25 protein-coding genes are annotated in these 19,861 nt (G+C 56.4%); 12 read left to right on the forward strand and 13 right to left on the reverse strand.

Annotation, left to right across the window (positions count from 1 at the left end; all coding sequences use genetic code 11):
• Positions 1–45: 45 nt before the first annotated feature.
• Together ACR0AH_RS11065 and ACR0AH_RS11070 are read right to left on the reverse strand one after the other, a co-directional pair.
• Positions 46–831 carry an inositol monophosphatase family protein gene (locus ACR0AH_RS11065; RefSeq protein ID WP_170732981.1) on the reverse strand — a complete coding sequence of 262 codons (786 nt, stop codon included), beginning with the start codon at positions 829–831 and terminating at the stop codon, positions 46–48.
• 95 nt (positions 832–926) lie between these two features.
• Positions 927–1,832, reverse strand: coding sequence for a LysR family transcriptional regulator (locus ACR0AH_RS11070; protein WP_170564044.1), 906 nt, complete (start codon positions 1,830–1,832; stop codon positions 927–929).
• A 94-nt stretch (positions 1,833–1,926) separates the two neighbouring features.
• Here ACR0AH_RS11070 and metF point away from each other — a divergent pair, with 94 nt between their 5' ends.
• Both metF and ACR0AH_RS11080 read left to right on the forward strand, forming a co-directional pair.
• Positions 1,927–2,793: a methylenetetrahydrofolate reductase [NAD(P)H] gene (gene metF, locus ACR0AH_RS11075; protein ID WP_480591962.1), complete on the forward strand. Its 867-nt coding sequence runs from the start codon at positions 1,927–1,929 to the stop codon at positions 2,791–2,793.
• Positions 2,794–2,996: 203 nt separating this feature from the next.
• Positions 2,997–3,659 (forward strand): J domain-containing protein, encoded by a 663-nt coding sequence (locus tag ACR0AH_RS11080; protein ID WP_170648152.1) that lies wholly within the window; start codon positions 2,997–2,999, stop codon positions 3,657–3,659.
• 61 nt (positions 3,660–3,720) lie between these two features.
• Here ACR0AH_RS11080 and ACR0AH_RS11085 read toward each other — a convergent pair whose 3' ends face one another.
• Positions 3,721–4,239 (reverse strand): YHS domain-containing (seleno)protein, encoded by a 519-nt coding sequence (locus ACR0AH_RS11085; protein ID WP_480591964.1) that lies wholly within the window; start codon positions 4,237–4,239, stop codon positions 3,721–3,723.
• 243 nt (positions 4,240–4,482) lie between these two features.
• On the opposite strand from ACR0AH_RS11085, the gene yghU reads away from it, so the two are divergent.
• Positions 4,483–5,358, forward strand: coding sequence for a glutathione-dependent disulfide-bond oxidoreductase (gene yghU, locus ACR0AH_RS11090; protein WP_170625217.1), 876 nt, complete (start codon positions 4,483–4,485; stop codon positions 5,356–5,358).
• Positions 5,359–5,367: 9 nt separating this feature from the next.
• On the opposite strand, the gene ACR0AH_RS11095 is transcribed toward yghU, so the two are convergent.
• Together ACR0AH_RS11095 and ACR0AH_RS11100 are read right to left on the reverse strand one after the other, a co-directional pair.
• On the reverse strand, positions 5,368–6,156 hold the full coding sequence (locus ACR0AH_RS11095; protein WP_480591966.1) for an SseB family protein: 789 nt from the start codon (positions 6,154–6,156) through the stop codon (positions 5,368–5,370).
• Positions 6,149–6,736 (reverse strand): uracil-DNA glycosylase family protein, encoded by a 588-nt coding sequence (locus ACR0AH_RS11100; RefSeq protein WP_480591968.1) that lies wholly within the window; start codon positions 6,734–6,736, stop codon positions 6,149–6,151. Before ACR0AH_RS11100 ends, ACR0AH_RS11095 begins: the two co-directional genes overlap by 8 nt.
• Before the next feature lie 208 nt (positions 6,737–6,944).
• Between ACR0AH_RS11100 and ACR0AH_RS11105 the strand changes: the two genes are divergently transcribed.
• The 4 genes from ACR0AH_RS11105 to ACR0AH_RS11120 are packed head-to-tail and all read left to right on the forward strand — an operon-like array spanning position 6,945 to position 11,519.
• On the forward strand, positions 6,945–7,604 hold the full coding sequence (locus ACR0AH_RS11105; protein WP_480591970.1) for an ABC transporter ATP-binding protein: 660 nt from the start codon (positions 6,945–6,947) through the stop codon (positions 7,602–7,604).
• The gene (locus ACR0AH_RS11110) at positions 7,582–9,168 is read left to right on the forward strand and encodes a capsule biosynthesis protein (protein WP_170564051.1); all 1,587 of its coding nucleotides are present in this window, start codon (positions 7,582–7,584) and stop codon (positions 9,166–9,168) included. Before ACR0AH_RS11105 ends, ACR0AH_RS11110 begins: the two co-directional genes overlap by 23 nt.
• A gap of 5 nt (positions 9,169–9,173) precedes the next feature.
• A complete protein-coding gene (gene kdsA / locus ACR0AH_RS11115) occupies positions 9,174–10,007 on the forward strand; it encodes a 3-deoxy-8-phosphooctulonate synthase (protein WP_170732985.1) in 834 nt (277 codons plus the stop codon).
• Positions 10,008–10,022: 15 nt separating this feature from the next.
• The gene (locus ACR0AH_RS11120) at positions 10,023–11,519 is read left to right on the forward strand and encodes a phosphomannomutase/phosphoglucomutase (protein WP_480591972.1); all 1,497 of its coding nucleotides are present in this window, start codon (positions 10,023–10,025) and stop codon (positions 11,517–11,519) included.
• A gap of 51 nt (positions 11,520–11,570) precedes the next feature.
• On the opposite strand, the gene ACR0AH_RS11125 is transcribed toward ACR0AH_RS11120, so the two are convergent.
• Positions 11,571–13,499: an AsmA family protein gene (locus ACR0AH_RS11125; protein ID WP_480591974.1), complete on the reverse strand. Its 1,929-nt coding sequence runs from the start codon at positions 13,497–13,499 to the stop codon at positions 11,571–11,573.
• 93 nt (positions 13,500–13,592) lie between these two features.
• Between ACR0AH_RS11125 and rimO the strand changes: the two genes are divergently transcribed.
• Complete coding sequence (gene rimO / locus ACR0AH_RS11130; protein WP_480591976.1) at positions 13,593–14,990, forward strand: 30S ribosomal protein S12 methylthiotransferase RimO; 1,398 nt, start codon at positions 13,593–13,595, stop codon at positions 14,988–14,990.
• Between the two features lie 16 nt (positions 14,991–15,006).
• On the opposite strand, the gene ACR0AH_RS11135 is transcribed toward rimO, so the two are convergent.
• Both ACR0AH_RS11135 and ACR0AH_RS11140 read right to left on the reverse strand, forming a co-directional pair.
• Entirely contained in the window at positions 15,007–15,363 is a 357-nt protein-coding gene (locus ACR0AH_RS11135; RefSeq protein ID WP_170392323.1) for a diacylglycerol kinase, read from the reverse strand.
• A 135-nt stretch (positions 15,364–15,498) separates the two neighbouring features.
• The gene (locus ACR0AH_RS11140; RefSeq protein ID WP_255611743.1) at positions 15,499–15,687 is read right to left on the reverse strand and encodes a hypothetical protein; all 189 of its coding nucleotides are present in this window, start codon (positions 15,685–15,687) and stop codon (positions 15,499–15,501) included.
• Positions 15,688–15,902: 215 nt separating this feature from the next.
• Between ACR0AH_RS11140 and ACR0AH_RS11145 the strand changes: the two genes are divergently transcribed.
• The gene (locus ACR0AH_RS11145) at positions 15,903–16,145 is read left to right on the forward strand and encodes a CDGSH iron-sulfur domain-containing protein (RefSeq protein WP_170401738.1); all 243 of its coding nucleotides are present in this window, start codon (positions 15,903–15,905) and stop codon (positions 16,143–16,145) included.
• 3 nt (positions 16,146–16,148) lie between these two features.
• Here ACR0AH_RS11145 and ACR0AH_RS11150 read toward each other — a convergent pair whose 3' ends face one another.
• The 5 genes from ACR0AH_RS11150 to ACR0AH_RS11170 all read right to left on the reverse strand — a co-directional run bounded on the left by ACR0AH_RS11150 (position 16,149) and on the right by ACR0AH_RS11170 (position 18,081).
• Positions 16,149–16,406, reverse strand: a complete 258-nt coding sequence (locus ACR0AH_RS11150) for a DUF6455 family protein (protein ID WP_480591978.1) — start codon at positions 16,404–16,406, stop codon at positions 16,149–16,151.
• A 4-nt stretch (positions 16,407–16,410) separates the two neighbouring features.
• On the reverse strand, positions 16,411–16,674 hold the full coding sequence (locus ACR0AH_RS11155) for a DUF6455 family protein (RefSeq protein ID WP_480586821.1): 264 nt from the start codon (positions 16,672–16,674) through the stop codon (positions 16,411–16,413).
• Positions 16,675–16,691: 17 nt separating this feature from the next.
• A complete protein-coding gene (locus ACR0AH_RS11160) occupies positions 16,692–16,943 on the reverse strand; it encodes a DUF6455 family protein (RefSeq protein WP_170420623.1) in 252 nt (83 codons plus the stop codon).
• 68 nt (positions 16,944–17,011) lie between these two features.
• Positions 17,012–17,380: a YigZ family protein gene (locus ACR0AH_RS11165; protein ID WP_170392333.1), complete on the reverse strand. Its 369-nt coding sequence runs from the start codon at positions 17,378–17,380 to the stop codon at positions 17,012–17,014.
• The gene (locus ACR0AH_RS11170) at positions 17,380–18,081 is read right to left on the reverse strand and encodes a M48 family metallopeptidase (protein WP_170420619.1); all 702 of its coding nucleotides are present in this window, start codon (positions 18,079–18,081) and stop codon (positions 17,380–17,382) included. Before ACR0AH_RS11170 ends, ACR0AH_RS11165 begins: the two co-directional genes overlap by 1 nt.
• Positions 18,082–18,202: 121 nt before the next feature.
• Here ACR0AH_RS11170 and ACR0AH_RS11175 point away from each other — a divergent pair, with 121 nt between their 5' ends.
• The 3 genes from ACR0AH_RS11175 to ACR0AH_RS11185 all read left to right on the forward strand — a co-directional run bounded on the left by ACR0AH_RS11175 (position 18,203) and on the right by ACR0AH_RS11185 (position 19,861).
• Entirely contained in the window at positions 18,203–18,451 is a 249-nt protein-coding gene (locus ACR0AH_RS11175) for a hypothetical protein (protein WP_170392337.1), read from the forward strand.
• A gap of 136 nt (positions 18,452–18,587) precedes the next feature.
• A complete protein-coding gene (locus ACR0AH_RS11180) occupies positions 18,588–19,166 on the forward strand; it encodes a nitroreductase family protein (RefSeq protein WP_170512462.1) in 579 nt (192 codons plus the stop codon).
• Positions 19,163–19,861, forward strand: a complete 699-nt coding sequence (locus ACR0AH_RS11185) for an EI24 domain-containing protein (protein ID WP_480591981.1) — start codon at positions 19,163–19,165, stop codon at positions 19,859–19,861. Before ACR0AH_RS11180 ends, ACR0AH_RS11185 begins: the two co-directional genes overlap by 4 nt.

Raw genomic sequence — 19,861 nt, forward strand, 5'->3', positions numbered from 1 at the left:
CCGGAACGGACGCGCGTACCATGATCAAATGACCGGGGTTGAATATCAGCCCCGGATTACCTTTGCGAAATTGTCAAAGATCGGTTCATTGGCGCAGATCACTTCGCCATCCTCAAGCACGCTGCCTTCGGGGTTCAGCGCCTGAACAAAGCCGCCCGCCTCTTTCACGATGATGATGCCTGCGGCCAGATCCCAGGCGTTCAGGCGACGCTCCCAAAAGCCTTCGTAACGACCGGCGGCCACATAGGCCATGTCCAGCGCGGCAGCACCCCAGCGACGAACACCTGCACAGGTAGGCATCAGACGGGCCAGGTCCTGCAAGGTCGCAGGCAGGTCCGAACGGCCACCGAATGGCAGACCCGTCGCGAAGATCGACTCGATCATGCGATGGCGGCCCGACACGCGGATGCGCATGTCGTTCATCCACGCACCTTCGCCTTTTTCGGCAAAGAACATCTCATCCTTGGCAGGGTCATAGATCACACCCGAAACGATCTTGCCCTTATGTTCCAACGCGATTGAAACGGCCCAGTGCGGCAGCCCGTGCAGGAAGTTGGTTGTCCCATCCAGCGGGTCGACGATCCAGCGACGAGTCGGGTCTTCGCCGTCAATCGCGCCGCCCTCTTCGGCCAGCCAACCATAGGTCGGACGGGCACCCAGCAATTCCTCTTTCAGGATGGCTTCGGCCGCGATATCGGCCTTCGACACAAAGTCGCCCGCACCTTTCATCGACACCTGCAGGTTCTCGACTTCACGAAAATCCTTGACCAGAGAACGCCCCGCCTTACGCGCGGCCTTGATCATGATGTTGAGATTTGCACTGCCAACCATTTTCCATAGGCTCCTGTCCGGTCAAGCCGCGCGTATACTGGGGCAACGCGCCCTTGCCAAGAGGAATGATGCGCATGGCTGATCTGCGTCCGGTGTTATTGAGTCTGAAGCTTACGCGCCTCGGTCCGCGCCAGTTTCACCAACTCTTGCACAAAGGGTTTTTCAAGGTCTTCGCTGCGGACCGCAGCATATAACCTGCGGGTAATCCCGTCTTTGGTAAGCGGGCGCGTGACGTAGTCCGAGCTATACTTTACCTCGCGCACCACCCAGTCCGGAAGAACGGATATGCCCCTATTCGAAGCCACCAACAACAAGATCACAGCGGTTAGTTCAACCTGTCGGATGGTGGCAGGCTCGACCCGGGCCGGGATCAGCAACTGACTGAAAACATCCAACCGGGTTCGTTCGACCGGGTAGGTAATCAGTGTCTGACCTCGGAAATCTTCAGCTTCGATATAGGGCTTTTCAGCCAATGGATGCGAAGACGCCGCGACAAATACGGCCTGGTAGTCAAAGAGTTCGACAAATTCGACACCCGGCAGATCTTCGGGGTCAGAGGACACCACCAGATCAACCTCTTCTTTCTGCAAGGCGGGCAACGCGTCGAATGCAAGGCCCGGGCGGATATCCACATCAACGTCTGACCAGGATTTGCGGAAAGCTTCAAGCACCGGAAACAGCCACTCGAAACAAGCGTGACATTCGATCGCAATGTGCATCCGACCGGTTCGACCGTCGCGCAGCGATGAAAACTCATCCTGCATCGCCTCGACCTGAGGCAGAATTTGTTCAGCGAGCCGCAGCAGCCGCAAACCAGCTGCCGACAACTTCATCGGCTTGGATCGACGTAAAAACAGCTCGACCCCGGCCTGATCTTCCAACCCCTTGATCTGGTGACTTAGTGCGGATTGCGTGATGTTTAGCTGATCAGCTGCACGCGCAAGCCCACCGCATTCGTGGATGGCTTTGATCGTCCGTAAGTGGCGAAATTCGATATGCATTACTCACGTGACTCATGTTGTTGTTGAACAATATGAGTTTGTCTCACACTACACATAATGGCACAAGGGTATAAATGACAGCTACGAGGCCACTATGACCAAGCCTGAAATTTCATTCGAGTTCTTTCCGCCGCAGACTCTGGAGGCCTCGTTTCGCCTTTGGGATACGGTCCAGACCTTGGCGCCGCTGAACCCGCGGTTTGTATCGGTGACTTATGGTGCTGGTGGTACAACACGTGAGTTGACGCGTGAAGCAGTTGCAACCTTACACAAATCCTCGGGGCTGCCTGTTGCTGCGCATCTGACCTGTGTCGATGCCTCGCGTCAGGAGACGCTTGAGATTGCAGACACATTCGCGCGCGCAGGCGTTCAGGATATCGTTGCCCTGCGTGGCGACCCCCCCAAAGGTCAAGACCGGTTCGCCCCCCACCCGGATGGCTTCGCCAACTCGGTAGAACTGATTTCTGCACTAGCCGAGACCGAGATGTTCAGCATCCGTGTCGGCGCTTATCCGGATAAACATCCAGAAGCAAGCAATGCCCGCGCTGATGTGGATTGGCTAAAGGCCAAGCTGGATGCGGGCGCGGACGAGGCGTTGACCCAATTCTTCTTCGAGGCTGAAACCTTCTTCCGGTTTCGCGATGCCTGCGAAAAAGCGGGGATCGACAAGCCTATCGTACCGGGCATTCTTCCCATCGAGAACTGGAAGGGTGCGCGTAACTTTGCAAAACGCTGTGGCGCCCACATTCCCGACTGGATCGAGAACGCATTTGACAAAGCAATCCGGGATGATCGCGAAGATCTTCTTGCGACGGCGCTATGCACCGAACTCTGCTCGGACCTGATAGAAGGCGGCGTGGACAAACTGCATTTCTACACGCTCAACCGACCTGAGCTTACTCGGGATGTTTGCTTTGCCCTGGGCATTACCCCCCAGACCGAATTGCAGAACGTCGCCTGATCCCACTGTTTTTGCGCTTGCCCTGTATCGCCGGGCACGGCAGTCGTCTGCCATGCTCATTTGCGACAACCGCTGCGCAGGCGACAATCTCGATATGCACCCGTCAACTGTTGCCCTACCTCAGTCTAATTCCTGAAAAAATTTGACAAAAATGTGATCAATGGCAATCTGACCCCGTTGTAGTTTTAATGAGTGTTTTGAGTATGAAGCCAGTGAGCAAGGTACAGGCTCGGGCCGAAGCGTTGCAGGTTCTTGGTCTGCCCCCAAATGCAAACGCAAACGAGATTCGTGAAGCCTGGCGCAAAATCGCGTTCCACGATCATCCTGATCATACCGATGGTGATTATTCCGGGTTTTCGGATGCCAAATCAGCCTATGATTTTTTGCGTAAAGAAGGGATGACACGCAAAAACGGTTTAGATTCTTCTACACCGCGTCGTCCTCGTCTGAAGAAACGCGTAATCGAACTGGCCGCAGATGAAATCAAAGCTTGTCACGATCTGTTAAAACCCGAACACGCGCTGAAGGATTTATCGGAACTAGGTGAAACGGACGCCGCCAAAAGTGCCCGCGACTCTTCGGACCATGTTCCTGATGCAATCGGATGCTTCGGGCGCGATCTTACCTACTTCGTTGCATCGTCAGTCTGCGAAGGGTCTAACCGCGTTGCATTGCCAACCTCGGTCCTTTCCGGCTACCGCAAGTCAGAAACAGAGATTCTGACCTTTCGGTCCAAAGGCTCGGGCTCCGGTGAGATTGTCATTCCTGACCCGATACGCGAGAGGAAATTTCCCGGTGCCAAGAGTGTAACAATACGGTTCGAAGCGGATCAACACATGCGGGATATGTTCGAGTTGGCGGGGTGAGAGAACCCGCCAGCGAAAAAAGCCCGGCCTTAGTGGCCGGGCTTTCTTTCATTAATCGGAATCAGTTGGAAATCGGGCCTTCTGATGTGAATTTCGGGATCACGCTGGTCGAAGCGGCATCCCCTTCGATTCCGGGCCAGTTGCCTTCCGCCAGGTCGATGTTGGCCGGAACATCCTCTTCCCAGAAACCAACAACAACATCAGTGATGTTCAGATAGAGCTTGTCATCGACAATACGCCACAGATTTGGGTTGCCCGGAACCTTGCCGCCTTTCGACACGCCGTATGCACAATGGCCATCATATTGCGGTGCGTAAAAGGCCGGGTTTTCCAGAAACTTGTCACGGTTCTCTTCGGTCGCAAACGCCCAGGTAACACCATTATAGTCTGCGGTGATGTCGGCCCGACCGCGAACAGCCTCGGTTTGCGACTGGCCTACAGGAACCTGATCCAGGCTGCGGTAAGCAACAACGTCGTATCCCGATACGGCAAATCCGGTGCCATCAACATATTGTTCTCCGGCGAACGCGGGCACGGCAAAAGCCATCGTCGCGGCAAGGGTCAGCGCAAAGCGTTTCATGTGATTGGTCCTCATGTCCTTACGGTTTCTGGTCACCCGAACTGCGGGTCTGGTCAAACAATAGGTAATTTTGGCCCGGCGCGAAGACCCCCTCGCGCCGCTGTGAAAACCAGAGGGGTTTTGTGAGGTGAACGAGGCGCAATGTTACAAATATCTCGCCACATCCGGGGTTGGACTTTGAGTTTTGCAATATTAGCTGTGAAGGCGGCGGCGTTTTGGCCAAATGATGCAGAAAGGCAAAAGATGAGCGAACAATCCACTTACACACCCCCAAAGGTCTGGACTTGGGACAGCGAAAGCGGAGGACGCTTTGCCAATATAAACCGGCCCATAGCTGGTGCGACCCACGAAAAGGATCTTCCGGTCGGGAAGCACCCGCTTCAACTGTATTCGCTCGCCACCCCGAACGGCGTCAAGGTTACGGTCATGCTGGAGGAGCTTTTGGCATTGGGCCATTCCGGGGCCGAATACAATGCGTGGCTGATCAACATCGGTGAAGGTGATCAGTTCAGCTCGGGCTTTGTCGGGGCCAATCCTAACTCGAAGATACCGGCGCTGTGGGATCATTCAGGTGAAACACCTGTGCGCGTTTTCGAGAGCGCCTCCATCTTGCTGCATCTCGCTGAGAAATTCGGTGAGTTTCTGCCCGCCAGCGGTGCCGAACGGACAGAAGTGATGAACTGGTTGTTCTGGCAAATGGGCAGCGCGCCATATCTGGGCGGTGGCTTTGGCCACTTCTACGCTTATGCGCCTGAGAAATGGCAATATCCGATCGACCGTTTCGCGATGGAGGCCAAACGCCAGTTGCATGTGCTGGAACTGGAACTTGCCGATAAGCCTTATATTGCAGGTCAGGACTATACGATCGCCGATATGGCGATCTGGCCGTGGTACGGGCAGCTTGTTCTGGGCCGTCTATACGATGCGGCAGAATTCCTGGATGTCGAAAGCTACGAAAACGTGATGCGGTGGGCCAAAGCCATCGATGCTCGCCCCGCCGTTCAGCGCGGCCGGATGGTCAATCGTGCGTTTGGAGAGCCGCATACGCAGTTGCACGAACGTCATGACGCCAGCGATTTTGAGACGCGCACGCAGGATAAACTGGAAGCGGCGGATTAACGTCCTGCGCTACTTCAATATCGGGGGCCGCTCGGGATCACTGCCCGGCGCGGCCCTTTCCATTTGGGGCGCTTGAGGCTGGGGCAAATCGAACCGCAGCCCAACCTTTGCCAGGGCAGAGGTAGCCGGATCCTGCACTTCAAAAAAGCCAACATCCAGCGCTCCGGCCTCGATCCCCGAAAAGGTCAATGCCTCGGATACGGCGCGTGCAAGCGCTGGCTGCGCGCCTTCGACCGCTGAAACAAAACCCAATAAATGGCCCTGCCCCCCATCTTCAGTCTTTGTCCCAACCAGAAACGCCGCCGCAGCCAGACCTGCAGCCGTCGCCAGCTTTGCATCAAGCGCGGTCAACAGAACATCTGGCAAACCGGAGGGCGGATGGAATTCGGCAAGTCGCTGCTGCACCTCCTTAGGACCATGCTGCAGCGTGTCAGACAACCAACCGAGCGCTTCAGCGGGGATCAACATCGACGACGGTGCAACATCAAGGTTCAGACCCAGCCCGACCCCCTGCCCCGACAACATCCCTGAAAGAACACGACCCGACAGAGCGACATAGGGGACCGGCCGACCCGCAAATGCCGCCAGTCGTTCCTCAAGATCAAACACCAGAACAAAACGACCATCCGCCACATCGAACAGCTCGGGCGAGATGTTTTCATCCTTCGCTTCCTCGGTCAGCATCAGGAACAGCTCGCTATCGGCCAGTCTTTCGAAAAAGCGTAGTCGAGCGTTGTCGTCTTCCGGGGCCGCCTGCATGGCGTCATGTGCAGTATCCAAAGCTGTGGCTTCAGTCATTCAGAACCTCGTGCACCCGTTTCTGTAGCACCGGCAACAGCTCGGCCTCGAACCAGGGGTTTTTCTTCAGCCAAGCCGTATTGCGCCAGGACGGGTGAGGCAAGGCAAAGAGGCGCGGCGCATGGTCTCGCCAAAGACTAACAGTCTCGGTGACCGGTGTGTTCACGCCAAGATGATATTTATGGGCATGACCCCCGACGAGGATCGTCAACGGTACTTCTCCCAACGCAGCCATCACCTTGTCATGCCAGGTGCGCCCGCATATCGGCGGCGGAGGCAGGTCGGCCTTGCGCTCATTGTATCCGGGGAAGCAAAACGCCATCGGCACGATGGATACGCGCGAACGGTCATAAAATGCGTTCTCATCCAGTCCCAGCCAATCCCGCAGCCGGTCACCCGAAGGGTCGGTGAAAGGCTTCCCTGAAGCATGGACGCGCGCGCCCGGTGCTTGACCTGCGATCAAAATGCGCGCACCGGGGCGAAACCAGACCACCGGGCGCGGCTGGTGCGCAGTCGTGGTCTGCGCGAACCTATCCGCGCACAAACGGCAGGCTTGGATGTCCTCAATCAGCGAATTCATCGGCTCAACAGGCTTTTGCAATGTTCATCGATGAAGATAGGCATCATCTACCCTCGAGCCAATGAAACCGTCCTTGCAACACATCAATGTCATGAACGCGGATGCGCATTGATCATTTGTTTCATATTTCGACATAATGTGGCCAACATGGATCGGTAGCACACCGATCCTCAAACCGTCAAAACCCCGAGCGATCTGCAGGCCGCACATGCTGGAATTCGAAAATGTCAGCAAGTCTTTCTGGACCGGAACCCAACGCAAGGTGATTCTGGATCGGGTCTCGTTCCGGGTCGAGCTTGGAACATCTCTTGGCGTGCTGGCCCCGAACGGAACCGGCAAGACCACGTTGATCAACATGATGGCAGGGCTGGAAAAGCCCGACGAAGGCGTGATTCGGCGCGACTGCCGCGTATCCTTCCCCATGGGCTTTGCAGGAGGTGTGGCCAAGCGCCTGTCCGCGCTGGAGAACGCACGCTATATCGCGAAGATCTACGGCATGGATCCCGACTATGTCGAAGCCTACTGCAAATGGCTGTGCAACTTGGGTGAGTATTTCGACCAGCCGCTCGGAACCTATTCGTCCGGAATGCGGGCCCGGTTTACATTTGCACTGATGCTGGCCCTAGATTTCGATATGTATCTGATTGACGAGGGGATGCCCTCGACAACCGATGTCGAGTTCAACAAGAAGGCGGGCGACATTCTGAAAGAGAAGCTGCGCACGACAACCTTGGTGATCGTATCGCACAACCCTTCGCTTCTTGAAAAATTCGCGCGGCAGGCTGCGGTATTGGTAGACGGCCAGCTTTACATGTTTGAAACCTTGGAAGAGGCAAAGCAGCTCTATGACTACCAAACCCAAGGCTAGGAAATACAATCCCGACCGCACGGCACGCGGTTCTGGCACTGCCGAGGCACGCTCGGACGCCATTTCGCGCATCCGCAATGCAACCCAAGGCACGAACTCGGCTGACGACACTCAGCAACCGGGCAACGAGTTGGATGCGATCAAACGCGAAGGTCTGACAGGGCGGCAATTGCGCGTCGCGCGGCGTTTGGCGCACAAGAACGGGCTTGCGGCGACGTCTGACTACGATGCGGTCCGGCTGTTACGAAAGAAAGGAATTGATCCGTTTCAGCGCACAAACCTGCTTGATCTGGCAGCTCCTGACAAAGGCAAGCCAACTGGTGATGACGCCGCGCAAGACAATATAAAGATTCACCTGCCGCAAACGACCAGAGACTCGCAGAGGAACCTGCCGGGACCCGAGCTCAGCCCGGCCGAACGTCGTGAATATGAAATCGGGCAGATCCAGAAAGACATCGCCCGCCGCCGCCGCCGCAAGCTTGCCGGGCTATTCGCACGATTGACGGTGTTCGTATTCATTCCAACGTTTATCGTGGGCTACTATTTCTATCGCGTGGCGACTCCAATGTATGCCAGCGACTCGGTGTTTTCGATCCTGCAAGCGGATGGCGGCGGTGCCTCGTTCGGTGGATTTCTGGCGGGCACGCAGTTTGCGACGGCGCAGGATTCCGTGTCCACTCAGGAATTTCTGGAATCCAAGGATGCATTGGAACGGCTTGAACGTGATGTCGGATTTACTGAGTTTTTTCGGCAGGATTGGATAGACCCGATCCAACGATTGCCGGCTGATGCGACGCTTGAAGAAACCTACAAGCTTTATAAACGTATGATCACAATCGGATATGATCCTAGTGACGGCGTCATCCGAATGGAGGTCGCAGCGCCGAGCCCCGAGATAGCGGTCGATTTGTCCAGGCGGCTTATCTCTTACGCGGAAGAGACCATCAATGGTCTGACTGAATTGAAACGCGAAGACCAGATGCGCGATGCCTTGGCGAGTTTTGAGGCTGCGCAAGAGGCACGCAGACAGGCTCAGGAAGACCTGATCGAACTGCAGCTACAAGGTGCGATACTGGACCCGCAAAGTGTGATCGCCAGCCTGCGAGGAAGGATCGATCAGTTCGAATTCGAGCTGCAGGACAAAGAACTACAATTGGCCGCGCTTCTCGATAATACGCGCCCCAACCAGGCCAAGGTGGATGGTACACGGGCGGATATCGCGCGGCTGCAAGCGGTCCTTGATGAGTTGAATGCCGAGATGCTGGATGTGTCGGCGGGCGAAAATTCGCTGGCGCGTTTGAGCGTGCGAATCCAGATGGCTCAGGCCGATCTGGCGGCGCGTGACATGATGCTGCAAACGGCAATGCAGCAAATGGAAGCTACGCGGACCGAGGCCAATCGAAAAGTGCGGTATCTGACCGTCTCGGTGAACCCGGTCGCCAGCCAGGAGCCCAGCTATCCGCGCAAGTTCGAAAATACGATTTTGGCATTCCTGTTATTTGCTGGTATCTACCTGATGATCTCGCTTACCGCGTCGGTCCTTCGTGAACAGGTATCCTCGTAAGACTCATGAAACATGTAAAAATAGCCGACCTGACGGTTGGCAACGACCTTCCGCTGACCATCATTGCCGGCCCTTGCCAGCTTGAAACCGCCGATCACGCCCAAATGATCGCCGGCACCATGAAAGAGGCATGCGACGCCGCAGGTGCGCAATATGTGTTCAAGGCCTCGTATGACAAAGCTAACCGGACCTCGCTGTCCGGCAAGCGCGGCATGGGCATTGATTCCGGGCTGCAGGTGCTGGAAGATATCCGCAAGACCATGGGCATACCGGTACTGACCGATGTCCATACCGAAGCGCAATGCGCGATTGCGGCTGGGGCCGTCGATATTCTGCAAATCCCTGCGTTTCTGTGTCGTCAGACGGACATGCTGCTGGCGGCGGGCAATACCGGCAAAGCGGTCAACGTAAAAAAAGGGCAGTTTCTTGCCCCGTGGGAAATGCCGAATATCGTCACAAAGATCGAAAGCACTGGCAATCAGAACATCCTGCTGACCGAGCGTGGAACTTCGTTTGGCTACAATACGCTGGTCGCGGACATGCGATCGCTGCCGCAGATGGCGCAAACCGGATATCCGGTCGTCATGGACGCGACCCACTCGGTGCAACAGCCCGGCGGCCAAGGTGGTTCCTCGGGTGGACAGCGTGAGTTTGCGCCGGTGATGGCGCGCGCCGCTGTATCTCTGGGCGTCGGAGCCGTATTCATAGAAACCCATCAGGATCCCGACACCGCCCCCTCAGATGGGCCGAACATGATCCCTCTGGATCAAATGGGCCATCTGGTTGACACATTGATGCGATTTGATGCGCTGGCCAAAGAAAACCCAATTCAGATTTAACGATTGAGATTTGTGATGACCAAGCCTTTGCCTGAGGTGACCCCAAACACCTGGAGCTTTCTGCGCGATCCGATGATCAAGCCCACGGGCTTTCGCGAATATGACGCGCGGTGGAAATACCCCAATGAGATCAATCTGCCAGGCATGACGGCCTTGGGTTTGGGTCTGGGCACACAGATGCTCAAACGCGGGATCGAACCCGTGATTGCAGTGGGAAATGACTATCGCGATTATTCCCTGTCGATCAAAAACGCTCTGATCGTTGGACTTATGCAGGCGGGTATTCAGGTGAAAGATATCGGCCCAGCGCTCAGCCCGATGGCGTATTTCGCGCAATTCCATCTGGACGTACCGGCGGTTGCGATTGTCACGGCAAGCCATAACCCGAACGGTTGGACCGGCGTCAAAATGGGCTTTGACCGCCCATTGACCCACGGCCCTGACGAAATGTCGGAACTGCGCGACATCGTCTTGAATGGGGAAGGCGTCGCGCGCCCGGGCGGGTCATATGAATTCGTCGACGGTGTGAAAGAAGCCTACATCGACGATCTGGTCGGTGACTTCAGAATGTCACGTCCGCTGAAAGTGGTCTGCGCCACCGGAAACGGCACCGCCGCCGCCTTCGCGCCCGAGATTTTCGAAAGGATCGGGGTTGAGGTTGTGCCCAGCCACACACGGCTGGATTACACATTCCCCAATTACAACCCGAACCCGGAAGCCATGGAAATGCTGCATGACATGTCCGACACAGTCAAATCCAGCGGCGCGGACCTGGCGCTAGGGTTTGATGGTGATGGCGATCGTTGCGGTGTTGTGGATGACGAAGGCGAAGAGATATTTGCCGATAAGGTCGGCGTCATCATGGCCCGTGATCTGGCCAAGCTGCATCCAGGTTCGACCTTTGTAGCCGATGTGAAATCCACTGGGCTGTTCGCCAGCGATCCCGAGTTGCAAGCGCTTGGGGTCAAAGCCGACTACTGGAAAACTGGCCATAGCCATATGAAGCGCCGGGTCAAGGAAATCGGTGCGCTGGCTGGGTTTGAGAAATCGGGACACTATTTCTTGGCGGAACCGGTCGGGCGCGGATACGACTGCGGAATGCGCGTGGCGGTGGAAATCTGCAAACTGATGGACCGCAACCCGGACAAAAGCATGTCAGACCTTCGGAAAGCACTACCAAGGACATGGTCGACACCCACCATGTCTCCGTACGCAGCGGATACAGAAAAATACGATATTCTGCAGCGCCTGGTCAGCAAATTGGTTGCCAAGGCCGACGCCGGCGAACACTTCGCAGGGCGGGCTATCAAAGAGGTCGTGACCGTCAATGGAGCCCGGGTCATTCTGGACAATGGCAGTTGGGGCCTCGTTCGCGCATCATCCAATACACCCAATCTGGTCGTCGTCTGCGAAAGCAGCGAAAGCGAGGATGAAATGCGCGCGATCTTCGCAGATATCGACGCCGTCATTCGAACTGAACCCGGCGTGGGCGAATACGATCAGACAATCTAAATGACACTATGAAGGGCGCCCATTTCGGCGCCCTTTGTTATCGCGCTCAGATCAATCCCCGCCAAACAGCTTGAGCAGGCCTTTCTTGGCCTCATCCTCAAGCTTGTTCTTCAGCGCGTCTTCGATGTGACCGGAATCCGTCACCGTGGTATCCAGTTCTTTACCAACCTTTTCCAAAACCTTCTTCTTTGCGTCGTCTTCCAGTTCTTTAACTTTGCCTTCGGCTGCCGCCTCAATGACTTTGGTAAGGTCCGGCTTGATCGACGGGTCGCTCCACGGACCTTTAATTCGGACGGGTACCGATATCCCCTGCCCTGAGTTGGCGCGCAGGGCGACTGGTGTGAACAGATAATCGATATCGCGAGCTCCTAAGCCAATGCGGCCCGTACCGTCCGCCCGGAAATTATCCAGCTGCATCAACAGGTCCTTGTTGGTCAAGTCGCCATTCTTCATCGTAAAGCTGGCCGTAAGGCTGTTGAATACGGTCGTACCACCCGATCCCTTTCCCCGCCCCATAAGGCGGTCAAGATCCAGCCCCGAGATAACGCCCCGCCCGACCTCGATATCTCCTTTGCCGCTGAGCGATCGCATGATCTGATCTTCGCTCTGTCCGACGCCCAGAAATTCAAGATTGCCTGAACCGGTGCCCGAAAGCCGTTTGATATCCCCAAGCGTTTCGAGCGCTTCGTTGATATCGATATTGGCGGCTTTCAGATTTCCACCAACCGACAGACCGTTGCGATTATTGGCGACCACCTGGCCGTTCAATTGCCCCGAGAACAGCGAGGCCGGGTGCATCTGCAATACAGCCCGCGACCGATCAAGGCTGAGTGTCAGATCACTTTTCCCAAAGGTCATACCCGGAACCGCAATCGAGGTGGCTTGCAAGCGGATCTTGCCATTTGCCAGCGCCAGAAACGACGCATCAATTGGGGCTTTTGACCACCCTTCCGTATCTGAGGTGCCGTCAGAAGAGTTGCCTCCGCTTACCTTCGATAAGTCGAGATCACCTGCGTTCAGACGCGCAGTCATCTGGGGCGGATTTGAAATCTGGATATCAGCTTCGCCCTCAAGCCGGTTTTGATCCAGAACCGCGATCATGTTGCGCAATGAAATCCGCCCGTCCCGGGTATAGGTCATCTGCCCGGATACGCTCGCGACCTGTCCTAGTCCCTCCGGAACGGTGACTCCTCCGTGACCAAACGCGGCCAGCATCCTTTGGGTGTCCTTGGCCGTGACCGTCGTCTTGCCATCCATTTCGCCGGCCAGATTCACCCGGCCCGAGAACTGAATATCTCCGCCAGGCGCGGTTAGGCTCAGCTGCAACGGCGTGACAGCGCCGCTGGAAAATGCGGGCAAGTCGGGGATGGTAAGGTCCACTGCGACGCTGCCTCCGGGGACGGACATACTGGCTTGCATTTCCATTGGGGCCGTTACGTCAGGCCAGCGGGCCGAAAGATCGACATCGGCAAAATCCATACTAACCGCGCCATTCTCAAGATAGATTAGGCGCGCATTGGTAAGTTCCAACCGCTCGAGCGTGATGGGTCGGCTTTCAACGGCTTGCGCCGTAGCGCCCGTTTGCGAGGAGTTACCTGGCTGATGCAGCTCCCAGTTGCCGCGCCCATCGGCGCGTTCAAGGCGTAGAACCGGGCTATCGGCCAACACCCGTTTGATCCGGATATTCCCAGACAACAACGCCGAGGCATCGACCCCAACCGCGAGGCTTTGGGCGCTAAGCATCGGTTCCGGCCCGGCCCAAGGCGCATTGCCAAATGTCACAGGGCCGGTTTCCATCCCCAATACCGGCCAAAATGACAGTTTGACGTCACCGGTCAACGCGAGATCGCGGCCTGTTTGCGCCTTGACTTGTTCTGCAAGTATTGTCGCCAGTTTTTCGCCTGGCATCAGCAGCAAGGCACCAATGACCAGCCCGAAGGCTGCAACTATGAGAAATAGAAAACGAATGAGCCACTTCATGGGTCTGCCTTTCCGGCCTTTCTGCTCTGTTTCAAGTCAGCCCCGAGCGGGCGGGATTTGCAAGGGGAAGCTTTCCCCTCTATATGCCCGGCCATGAGCACGAACCCACCGAACCTTCGCCCTGATCTGGCCCCAGAGGCCCGGATCGCCGAGACGCCCCGCCGTGGCCAACCGACCCTTGGAATGGTGTCGCTGGGTTGTCCAAAAGCGCTGGTTGACAGCGAACGTATCCTGACCCGGTTGCGGGCCGAGGGGTACGGTATTTCGCCGGACTACACGGGTGCTGATGCCGTTATTGTGAATACCTGCGGGTTTCTGGACAGCGCCAAGGCCGAGTCTCTGGACGCAATTGGCGAGGCATTGGTTGAAAACGGCAAGGTCATTGTGACTGGCTGTTTAGGGGCTGAGCCTGACTATATCCGGGAACACCATCCGCGGATTCTGGCGGTTACAGGACCGCATCAGTACGAACAGGTGCTGGACGCAGTACATGCAGCCGTGCCGCCCGACCCAAACCCTTATGTCGATCTGCTGCCCGCTTCGGGCGTCAAACTTACCCCGCGCCACTATAGCTATCTCAAGATTTCCGAGGGCTGTAATCATAAGTGCAAGTTTTGCATCATCCCCGACATGCGCGGTAAACTCGCAAGCCGCCCGGCCCATGCAGTGCTGCGCGAGGCTGAGAAACTTGTCGACAGCGGTGTGCGCGAACTGCTTGTGATCTCACAGGATACCTCGGCCTATGGGCTGGATCGTAAGTATGACGTGAACCCATGGAAAGATCGGGAAGTGCGCAGCCATATCACCGATCTGGCGCGTGAACTGGGCCAGATCGATGCGTGGGTCAGGCTGCATTATGTCTATCCCTACCCCCATGTGCGCGATTTGATCCCGCTGATGGCAGATGCGGGTAGCAATGTGCTGCCGTATCTCGACATTCCATTCCAACATGCGCATCCCGATGTTCTGAAACGTATGGCCCGCCCTGCCGCCGGGGCAAAAACTCTGGACGAGATTGCCAACTGGCGCGCTATTTGTCCGGATATCACTTTGCGGTCCACGTTCATCGTCGGCTACCCCGGAGAAACCGAGTCAGAGTTCCAGACGCTTCTGGACTGGATGGACGAAGCGCAGTTGGATCGTGTCGGCTGTTTCCAGTACGAAAATGTCGATGGCGCCCGCTCGAACGACCTGCCGGATCACGTCCCGGCCGAGGTCAAGCAAGAGCGATGGGAGCGTTTCATGGAGAAAGCTCAGGCCATTTCTGAGGCCAAGCTGGCAGCAAAGGTTGGCCAAAAACTCGATGTCATCGTAGACGAGGTGGATGAAGAGGCCGCGACCTGCCGCACTAAGGCCGATGCTCCAGAAATCGATGGCAACTTGTTTATCGACGAAGGCTTCGAAGGCCTGAAACCCGGGGATATCGTCACGGTCGAGGTGGATGACGCCGGAGAATACGACTTGTGGGGGCGTTTGCACCCCTTGGCGTGACAAAAGGCGTCTGTCCCTAGAGCAGGCCGATCAAAATCACGATCCACGCCACTCCGGCAGCGATTGCAGACAACGCCACCGCTGCACTTGCTGCATCCTTGGCTTGCCCCGCCAACGCGTGGTGCTCGGTCGAGGTGTGATCGACGGCACGCTCGATGGCCGTATTAAATAGCTCGGCCACCAAGACCAGAATGCCCAGAGCAAGGATAAGCGCCCGTTCCGCCGTACCTAGGGGGAGTGCAAGCGCCAATAAAGCAGAAATCAGGTTGGCCCAAACCCACCCACGAAACGAATACTCTTGCCGCCAGGTTGCAGCCAGGCCCTGCCAGCTCCAGCGGGTACGATCCTTTAGGTGGTCAAAGAACTTGCGCATTGGGTTTCCGATCAGTCGTCCTGCAAGAAGACGTCCGCGACCCACGGCAGAAAGGCAAGAAAAAACCGCCTCGAGGGCGGTGTTCTTTTTAGAGGTGTGCAGGCGGCCCTGCGATCAGAACCGCCTGCTTAATACTTATTGGGTGACCGGGTTACACACGGTCTGGCCTGCTTCGGTTGTGGCCAGTTCATAGCCTGCCGAGCAACTGGGTGTACCAAACTTGTCATAGTCGGGCTGGATGTAAACCGGGGTCGGTTCCTCTTGCTGCGAGCACGCAGTCAATACAACGGCCGTGGCGCAGATAGCAGCAAATTTCAGTTTCATGTCCATCAATCCTCTATTACTTTTCTGATATTGCCCAGTTTTTCGGGGCCGGTATCAGAATAGGACCAAGAATTTCATATGGCAACCGAATCGATAACGCATTCGTGAATAAAGGCGAAACCACGCTGGAAAGCGAGTTTTCATTCGCAGTCTACCTTTTTTGACAAAGAGCCCTAAACTTTGACTTCGACATCAGCCAAAGACGGAGTAGCCACATGTCAGACGCCCCGATCATCGCCCAGAAATCGCCCTATCCGGTCGAAGTGACCGAAGGAAAAACCTATTTCTGGTGCGCCTGTGGCAAATCCAAGCGGCAACCGTTTTGCGATGGTTCGCACAAAGATACGTCGTTTGAACCCGTAAAATATACTGCTGATGCCAGCAAGAAGGTCTTCTTCTGTGGCTGCAAGCACTGCGCCAATCCGCCGTTGTGCGACGGAACGCACAATAAGCTCTGAAAGTCAGGTCAAGTCGTTCAAAACCTGAGCATTGGCACAAAAATCAGGTGCTTTCTCAGCCATTCCTTGTTGTGTGGCAAGCCATATCTGACAACGTTCGTCGCATATTGCGCCCCGGCATCGGGTCACCATCTGAGCGTAGTCGGCAGGTGTCAGTTTCCCTTCGGCCATTGCTTCGGTCAGAGAAATCCCTAAGGATCGCGCGACCGAGCGTGTCAGCCAAAAGTGTTTTTCGATCTCGCCCAGTGATGTTCGGTCCATTTGATCACCTTTGTTTGCTGACCCTCAAGGTGGCGAACCTGTGCCGGTTTGGGCAGGTGCAGGGCGCGCTTTCCGCCGTTTCGTTCTCGTTCAACCAGTCTGGGCATGCCCGCGCCCATTCGCACCCGCGGCAGAGCTGAACCATATCTGCCCATTCCTGTTGGCTCAGGTGCCCGTCGCGATGTGCGGTGGCAAGGTCGGCTCCCGTCGCCTGTGCCATTCGCAATACAAGGCGAAAATGGGTCATGATCCGTCCAAGTCGTGGCACGGTACCCCCCTTTGGCGTTACGGCTTGAGCCTGTTCAGCAGCTCGTGATTGCGGCAGTATTCAGGTGTGTCGGGCGCTGTCAGGTTCTTGGCCAGAAACGCCTTGCAATGGCCCGGATTCGGGCATTCCGTACACCGCAATACCGCGTCCGAGATTTCGTCGAACTGTAAGGCCCCTTCGATGGCAACTTCTTGCAAATCTACGCCCAGCGTCGTGGCCATCCGATCTACAAGGTCGGCGTGACGTCGCAGCGTTTCACGATCAGACATGCGGTTTCCTTTTCCATTCACTCTATGGAAAGGGTAACGCATGCCCCGCACAGTGCCCTTGACTCAGGTCAATGCCCGGTTGCCAGCTGGTCCAGATAGGCCCGCGTGGCGTCCTGCACGCGGCGAAAGCGGTCCCCGCCCAGCTTCTTGCCACCGTACCAGCGTGTCACGATGATTACGTGATCCGTCAGCTCGGCCCGCTCCATCATCCGCAAAATGACCATTGCCGCGCCAGACTCTCCGTCATCGGCCTTGAGCGCACCGTTTGGCAAGATGGCTGCCCACGTGTTGTGAGTTGCCTTCGCATATGCTTTGTCGGATTTCAGTTCCGCCAGTACCGCATCGACATCAGCACGACTGGTGACCCCCGCGCCGGTCACAGCATATTTCGACCCGCGATCACTGAGAACGACACCCAATCGGGTTAAGTTGACCATTACCGTAATCCCAGTTCCCGCGCCGTTTGCAACACAACTTCGACCCGCTGGGCATTGGGAGGGTGCGTGGCAAGGAAACGATCACCCGGATCAGGAATGCGTTGGAAGAAAGCCATCCCGGCCAGCGGGTTATACCCCGCCGCGTAAGTGATCTGTGTCCCCAGACGATCCGCTTCCAATTCGAACTCACGCGTGTAGTTCTGCACCCCGACCTCAGCACCCAGCGCCTGTGCGCGCTCAATCCCTGCATCGTCCGCGCCCTGATTGCGCGCGAGTTCACCGAATATCCGCGCGCTCTCTTTGGCGTTCTGCGCCTGCCGGGCGATGTGACCCAAAATATGGTGGGCGGCCTCATGGCTCATGACAAAGGCCATCTCGTCCGCGTTCTGCGTTGCATCGATCATCGGCTGTGTAAAAACGACTAGCGGCCGCCCATCCTTGTCCAAGGTCTGAAACGCATTCGCTGGGGCCTTTGACGAGAGATCAACCAAAATCACAAAATCACAATTGGCAGTCCTCGATTGGCGGCGGCATTCCCGGCTTGCGGTCGTTCCTACAGCCCGGCTGACCTGCTCGAATACGCGCGCCCTGTCCTTTTGTTCTGATGACGATGGCTGCCATTGATCGGCCGGGATCGCGATAACAGGCGACATATCGCAAGCCGCCAACAGCATCACCAGCAACAGGGCAAGACGGCGCATTCACATTCCTTTCGGTCACTCTGTCGGCAGACAAGCATAGCGCGGCATTTAAGGCCGGGCCACAGCCGATTACAGCTTGCAACGGGTTGCATTGCGATCTTATGCCCTGCACTCTGCACATATGTTTTCAATTGAACACGAATTCGACTCGACGGTGATTACGCTGGTGGACGAAGGCGCAAAGCCTTTGCAAGAGGATGTCGTCATCAACAACTTCGCTGAATGCGTCACGCTCGAGCAGTTGGACCCGCGGACCGATCAGATTCAGAAGATTACCCTGTCACCAGAGCAGGTACGCGATCTGGCCGCTGCGCTGGATTTGCCCGAGGGCGTTTATCAGATACGTGAGTCCGAGAGCACCAAAGACTAGTGGTTCCTTTTGGATCTTGCGTCTGATCACAAGCAGCAATTCAGATTGAATTTGTCGCCTTTTGATGAGCAGTTTGCCCTTGAAAGAGAACAGTATGCCTCCGACATACAGACTGCCATGTGAAGGAAGTTAACATATGACCCTGAAGAACCAAGCTGCGCTGGATTTTCTGCACGCGCGCCGGTCTCGTCCGGCCAAAACGCTAGTATCCCCGGCCCCGACCCGGGAAGAGCTGAGGCCGCTGCTGACTGCTGCAGCGCGCAGCCCGGACCATGGAAAGCTGGAACCCTGGCGTTTTGTTGTTGTCGAGCATGGGGCCATGCAACGCCTTGCAGATCTTACAGAAACTTGTGGTCTCGCCTTGGGAAAATCGCCCGAAGATATCGCCAAGGCGCGCAGCCAATTCGAAATGGGCCATTTGGCGGTTGCTGTTATTGAGGTGCAGAAACCTTCTGACAAGATACCGGCAATTGAACAGACCTATTCAGCGGGTGCGGTATGTCTGGCTCTGCTGAACGCAGCGCTGGCCGCAGGTTGGGGGGCCAATTGGTTGTCCGGCTGGCAATCGCATGATCGCGAGTTTTGCGAACAGGGGCTTGGCTTGGCCGAAAACGAGAAGATTGCAGGCTTTATCCATATCGCAACCGAAGGTACGACCCCGCCCGAACGACCGCGCCCCAATGTGGCGGCACTAACCCAATGGGTTTCCGAATGATCATCATCCAGTCGTTTCTACAGGCGCTGGGACAGATCGGCGACCCAAGATTCCGCAAGGTACTTCTGTTGGGTGTTGGCCTGACATTCGCGTTGTTGGTGGCTGCCTATGCCGGCTTTTTGTGGCTGATCAACGCGCTGGTCGGCGATCAGGCCACCTTGCCAATACTGGGTGAGGTGACATGGCTGAACGACCTGCTCAGCGTGTCATCATTCCTGCTGATGATGGTGCTGTCGGTGTTTCTGATGGTCCCCGTTGCGTCAGCCATCACCTCGATGTTTCTGGATGAGGTCGCACAGGCGGTTGAGGATAAGCATTACCCTGGTCTGCCGCCGGCTCAGCACATCCCCTTTGGCGATGCGCTACGGGATACGCTCAGTTTTCTGGGAGTACTGATCGTTGCCAACCTGTTGGCATTGATCCTCTATGCACTCTTCACGCCATTCGCGTTGTTTATCTTTTGGGGTATGAACGGGTTTCTTCTGGGGAGAGAATATTTCACCCTGGCTGCGATGCGCCGACTGGGGCGCGAGGGGGCGCGAAAGCTGCGCGCAAAGCACGCGACAACCATTTGGGTCGCCGGTATTCTTATGGCGGTCCCGCTCTCTGTGCCATTGGTCAACCTGTTGATCCCGATCCTAGGAGCGGCGACCTTCACACACATTTATCACGGTCTGTCGGGTAGCCGAACCTGA

This window comes from Ruegeria sp. AM5 (assembly GCF_056540645.1).

Excerpts from the sequence above, each read along its gene's own strand:
- ACR0AH_RS11065 (WP_170732981.1), bottom strand. The coding sequence starts at position 831 with ATGGTTGGCAGTGCAAATCTCAACATCATGATCAAGGCCGCGCGTAAG.
- ACR0AH_RS11070 (WP_170564044.1), bottom strand. The coding sequence starts at position 1,832 with ATGCATATCGAATTTCGCCACTTACGGACGATCAAAGCCATCCACGAA.
- metF (WP_480591962.1), top strand. The coding sequence starts at position 1,927 with ATGACCAAGCCTGAAATTTCATTCGAGTTCTTTCCGCCGCAGACTCTG.
- ACR0AH_RS11080 (WP_170648152.1), top strand. The coding sequence starts at position 2,997 with ATGAAGCCAGTGAGCAAGGTACAGGCTCGGGCCGAAGCGTTGCAGGTT.
- ACR0AH_RS11085 (WP_480591964.1), bottom strand. The coding sequence starts at position 4,239 with ATGAAACGCTTTGCGCTGACCCTTGCCGCGACGATGGCTTTTGCCGTG.
- yghU (WP_170625217.1), top strand. The coding sequence starts at position 4,483 with ATGAGCGAACAATCCACTTACACACCCCCAAAGGTCTGGACTTGGGAC.
- ACR0AH_RS11095 (WP_480591966.1), bottom strand. The coding sequence starts at position 6,156 with ATGACTGAAGCCACAGCTTTGGATACTGCACATGACGCCATGCAGGCG.
- ACR0AH_RS11100 (WP_480591968.1), bottom strand. The coding sequence starts at position 6,736 with ATGAATTCGCTGATTGAGGACATCCAAGCCTGCCGTTTGTGCGCGGAT.
- ACR0AH_RS11105 (WP_480591970.1), top strand. The coding sequence starts at position 6,945 with ATGCTGGAATTCGAAAATGTCAGCAAGTCTTTCTGGACCGGAACCCAA.
- ACR0AH_RS11110 (WP_170564051.1), top strand. The coding sequence starts at position 7,582 with ATGACTACCAAACCCAAGGCTAGGAAATACAATCCCGACCGCACGGCA.
- kdsA (WP_170732985.1), top strand. The coding sequence starts at position 9,174 with ATGAAACATGTAAAAATAGCCGACCTGACGGTTGGCAACGACCTTCCG.
- ACR0AH_RS11120 (WP_480591972.1), top strand. The coding sequence starts at position 10,023 with ATGACCAAGCCTTTGCCTGAGGTGACCCCAAACACCTGGAGCTTTCTG.
- ACR0AH_RS11125 (WP_480591974.1), bottom strand. The coding sequence starts at position 13,499 with ATGAAGTGGCTCATTCGTTTTCTATTTCTCATAGTTGCAGCCTTCGGG.
- rimO (WP_480591976.1), top strand. The coding sequence starts at position 13,593 with ATGAGCACGAACCCACCGAACCTTCGCCCTGATCTGGCCCCAGAGGCC.
- ACR0AH_RS11135 (WP_170392323.1), bottom strand. The coding sequence starts at position 15,363 with ATGCGCAAGTTCTTTGACCACCTAAAGGATCGTACCCGCTGGAGCTGG.
- ACR0AH_RS11140 (WP_255611743.1), bottom strand. The coding sequence starts at position 15,687 with ATGAAACTGAAATTTGCTGCTATCTGCGCCACGGCCGTTGTATTGACT.
- ACR0AH_RS11145 (WP_170401738.1), top strand. The coding sequence starts at position 15,903 with ATGTCAGACGCCCCGATCATCGCCCAGAAATCGCCCTATCCGGTCGAA.
- ACR0AH_RS11150 (WP_480591978.1), bottom strand. The coding sequence starts at position 16,406 with ATGGACCGAACATCACTGGGCGAGATCGAAAAACACTTTTGGCTGACA.
- ACR0AH_RS11160 (WP_170420623.1), bottom strand. The coding sequence starts at position 16,943 with ATGTCTGATCGTGAAACGCTGCGACGTCACGCCGACCTTGTAGATCGG.
- ACR0AH_RS11165 (WP_170392333.1), bottom strand. The coding sequence starts at position 17,380 with ATGGTCAACTTAACCCGATTGGGTGTCGTTCTCAGTGATCGCGGGTCG.
- ACR0AH_RS11170 (WP_170420619.1), bottom strand. The coding sequence starts at position 18,081 with ATGCGCCGTCTTGCCCTGTTGCTGGTGATGCTGTTGGCGGCTTGCGAT.
- ACR0AH_RS11175 (WP_170392337.1), top strand. The coding sequence starts at position 18,203 with ATGTTTTCAATTGAACACGAATTCGACTCGACGGTGATTACGCTGGTG.
- ACR0AH_RS11180 (WP_170512462.1), top strand. The coding sequence starts at position 18,588 with ATGACCCTGAAGAACCAAGCTGCGCTGGATTTTCTGCACGCGCGCCGG.
- ACR0AH_RS11185 (WP_480591981.1), top strand. The coding sequence starts at position 19,163 with ATGATCATCATCCAGTCGTTTCTACAGGCGCTGGGACAGATCGGCGAC.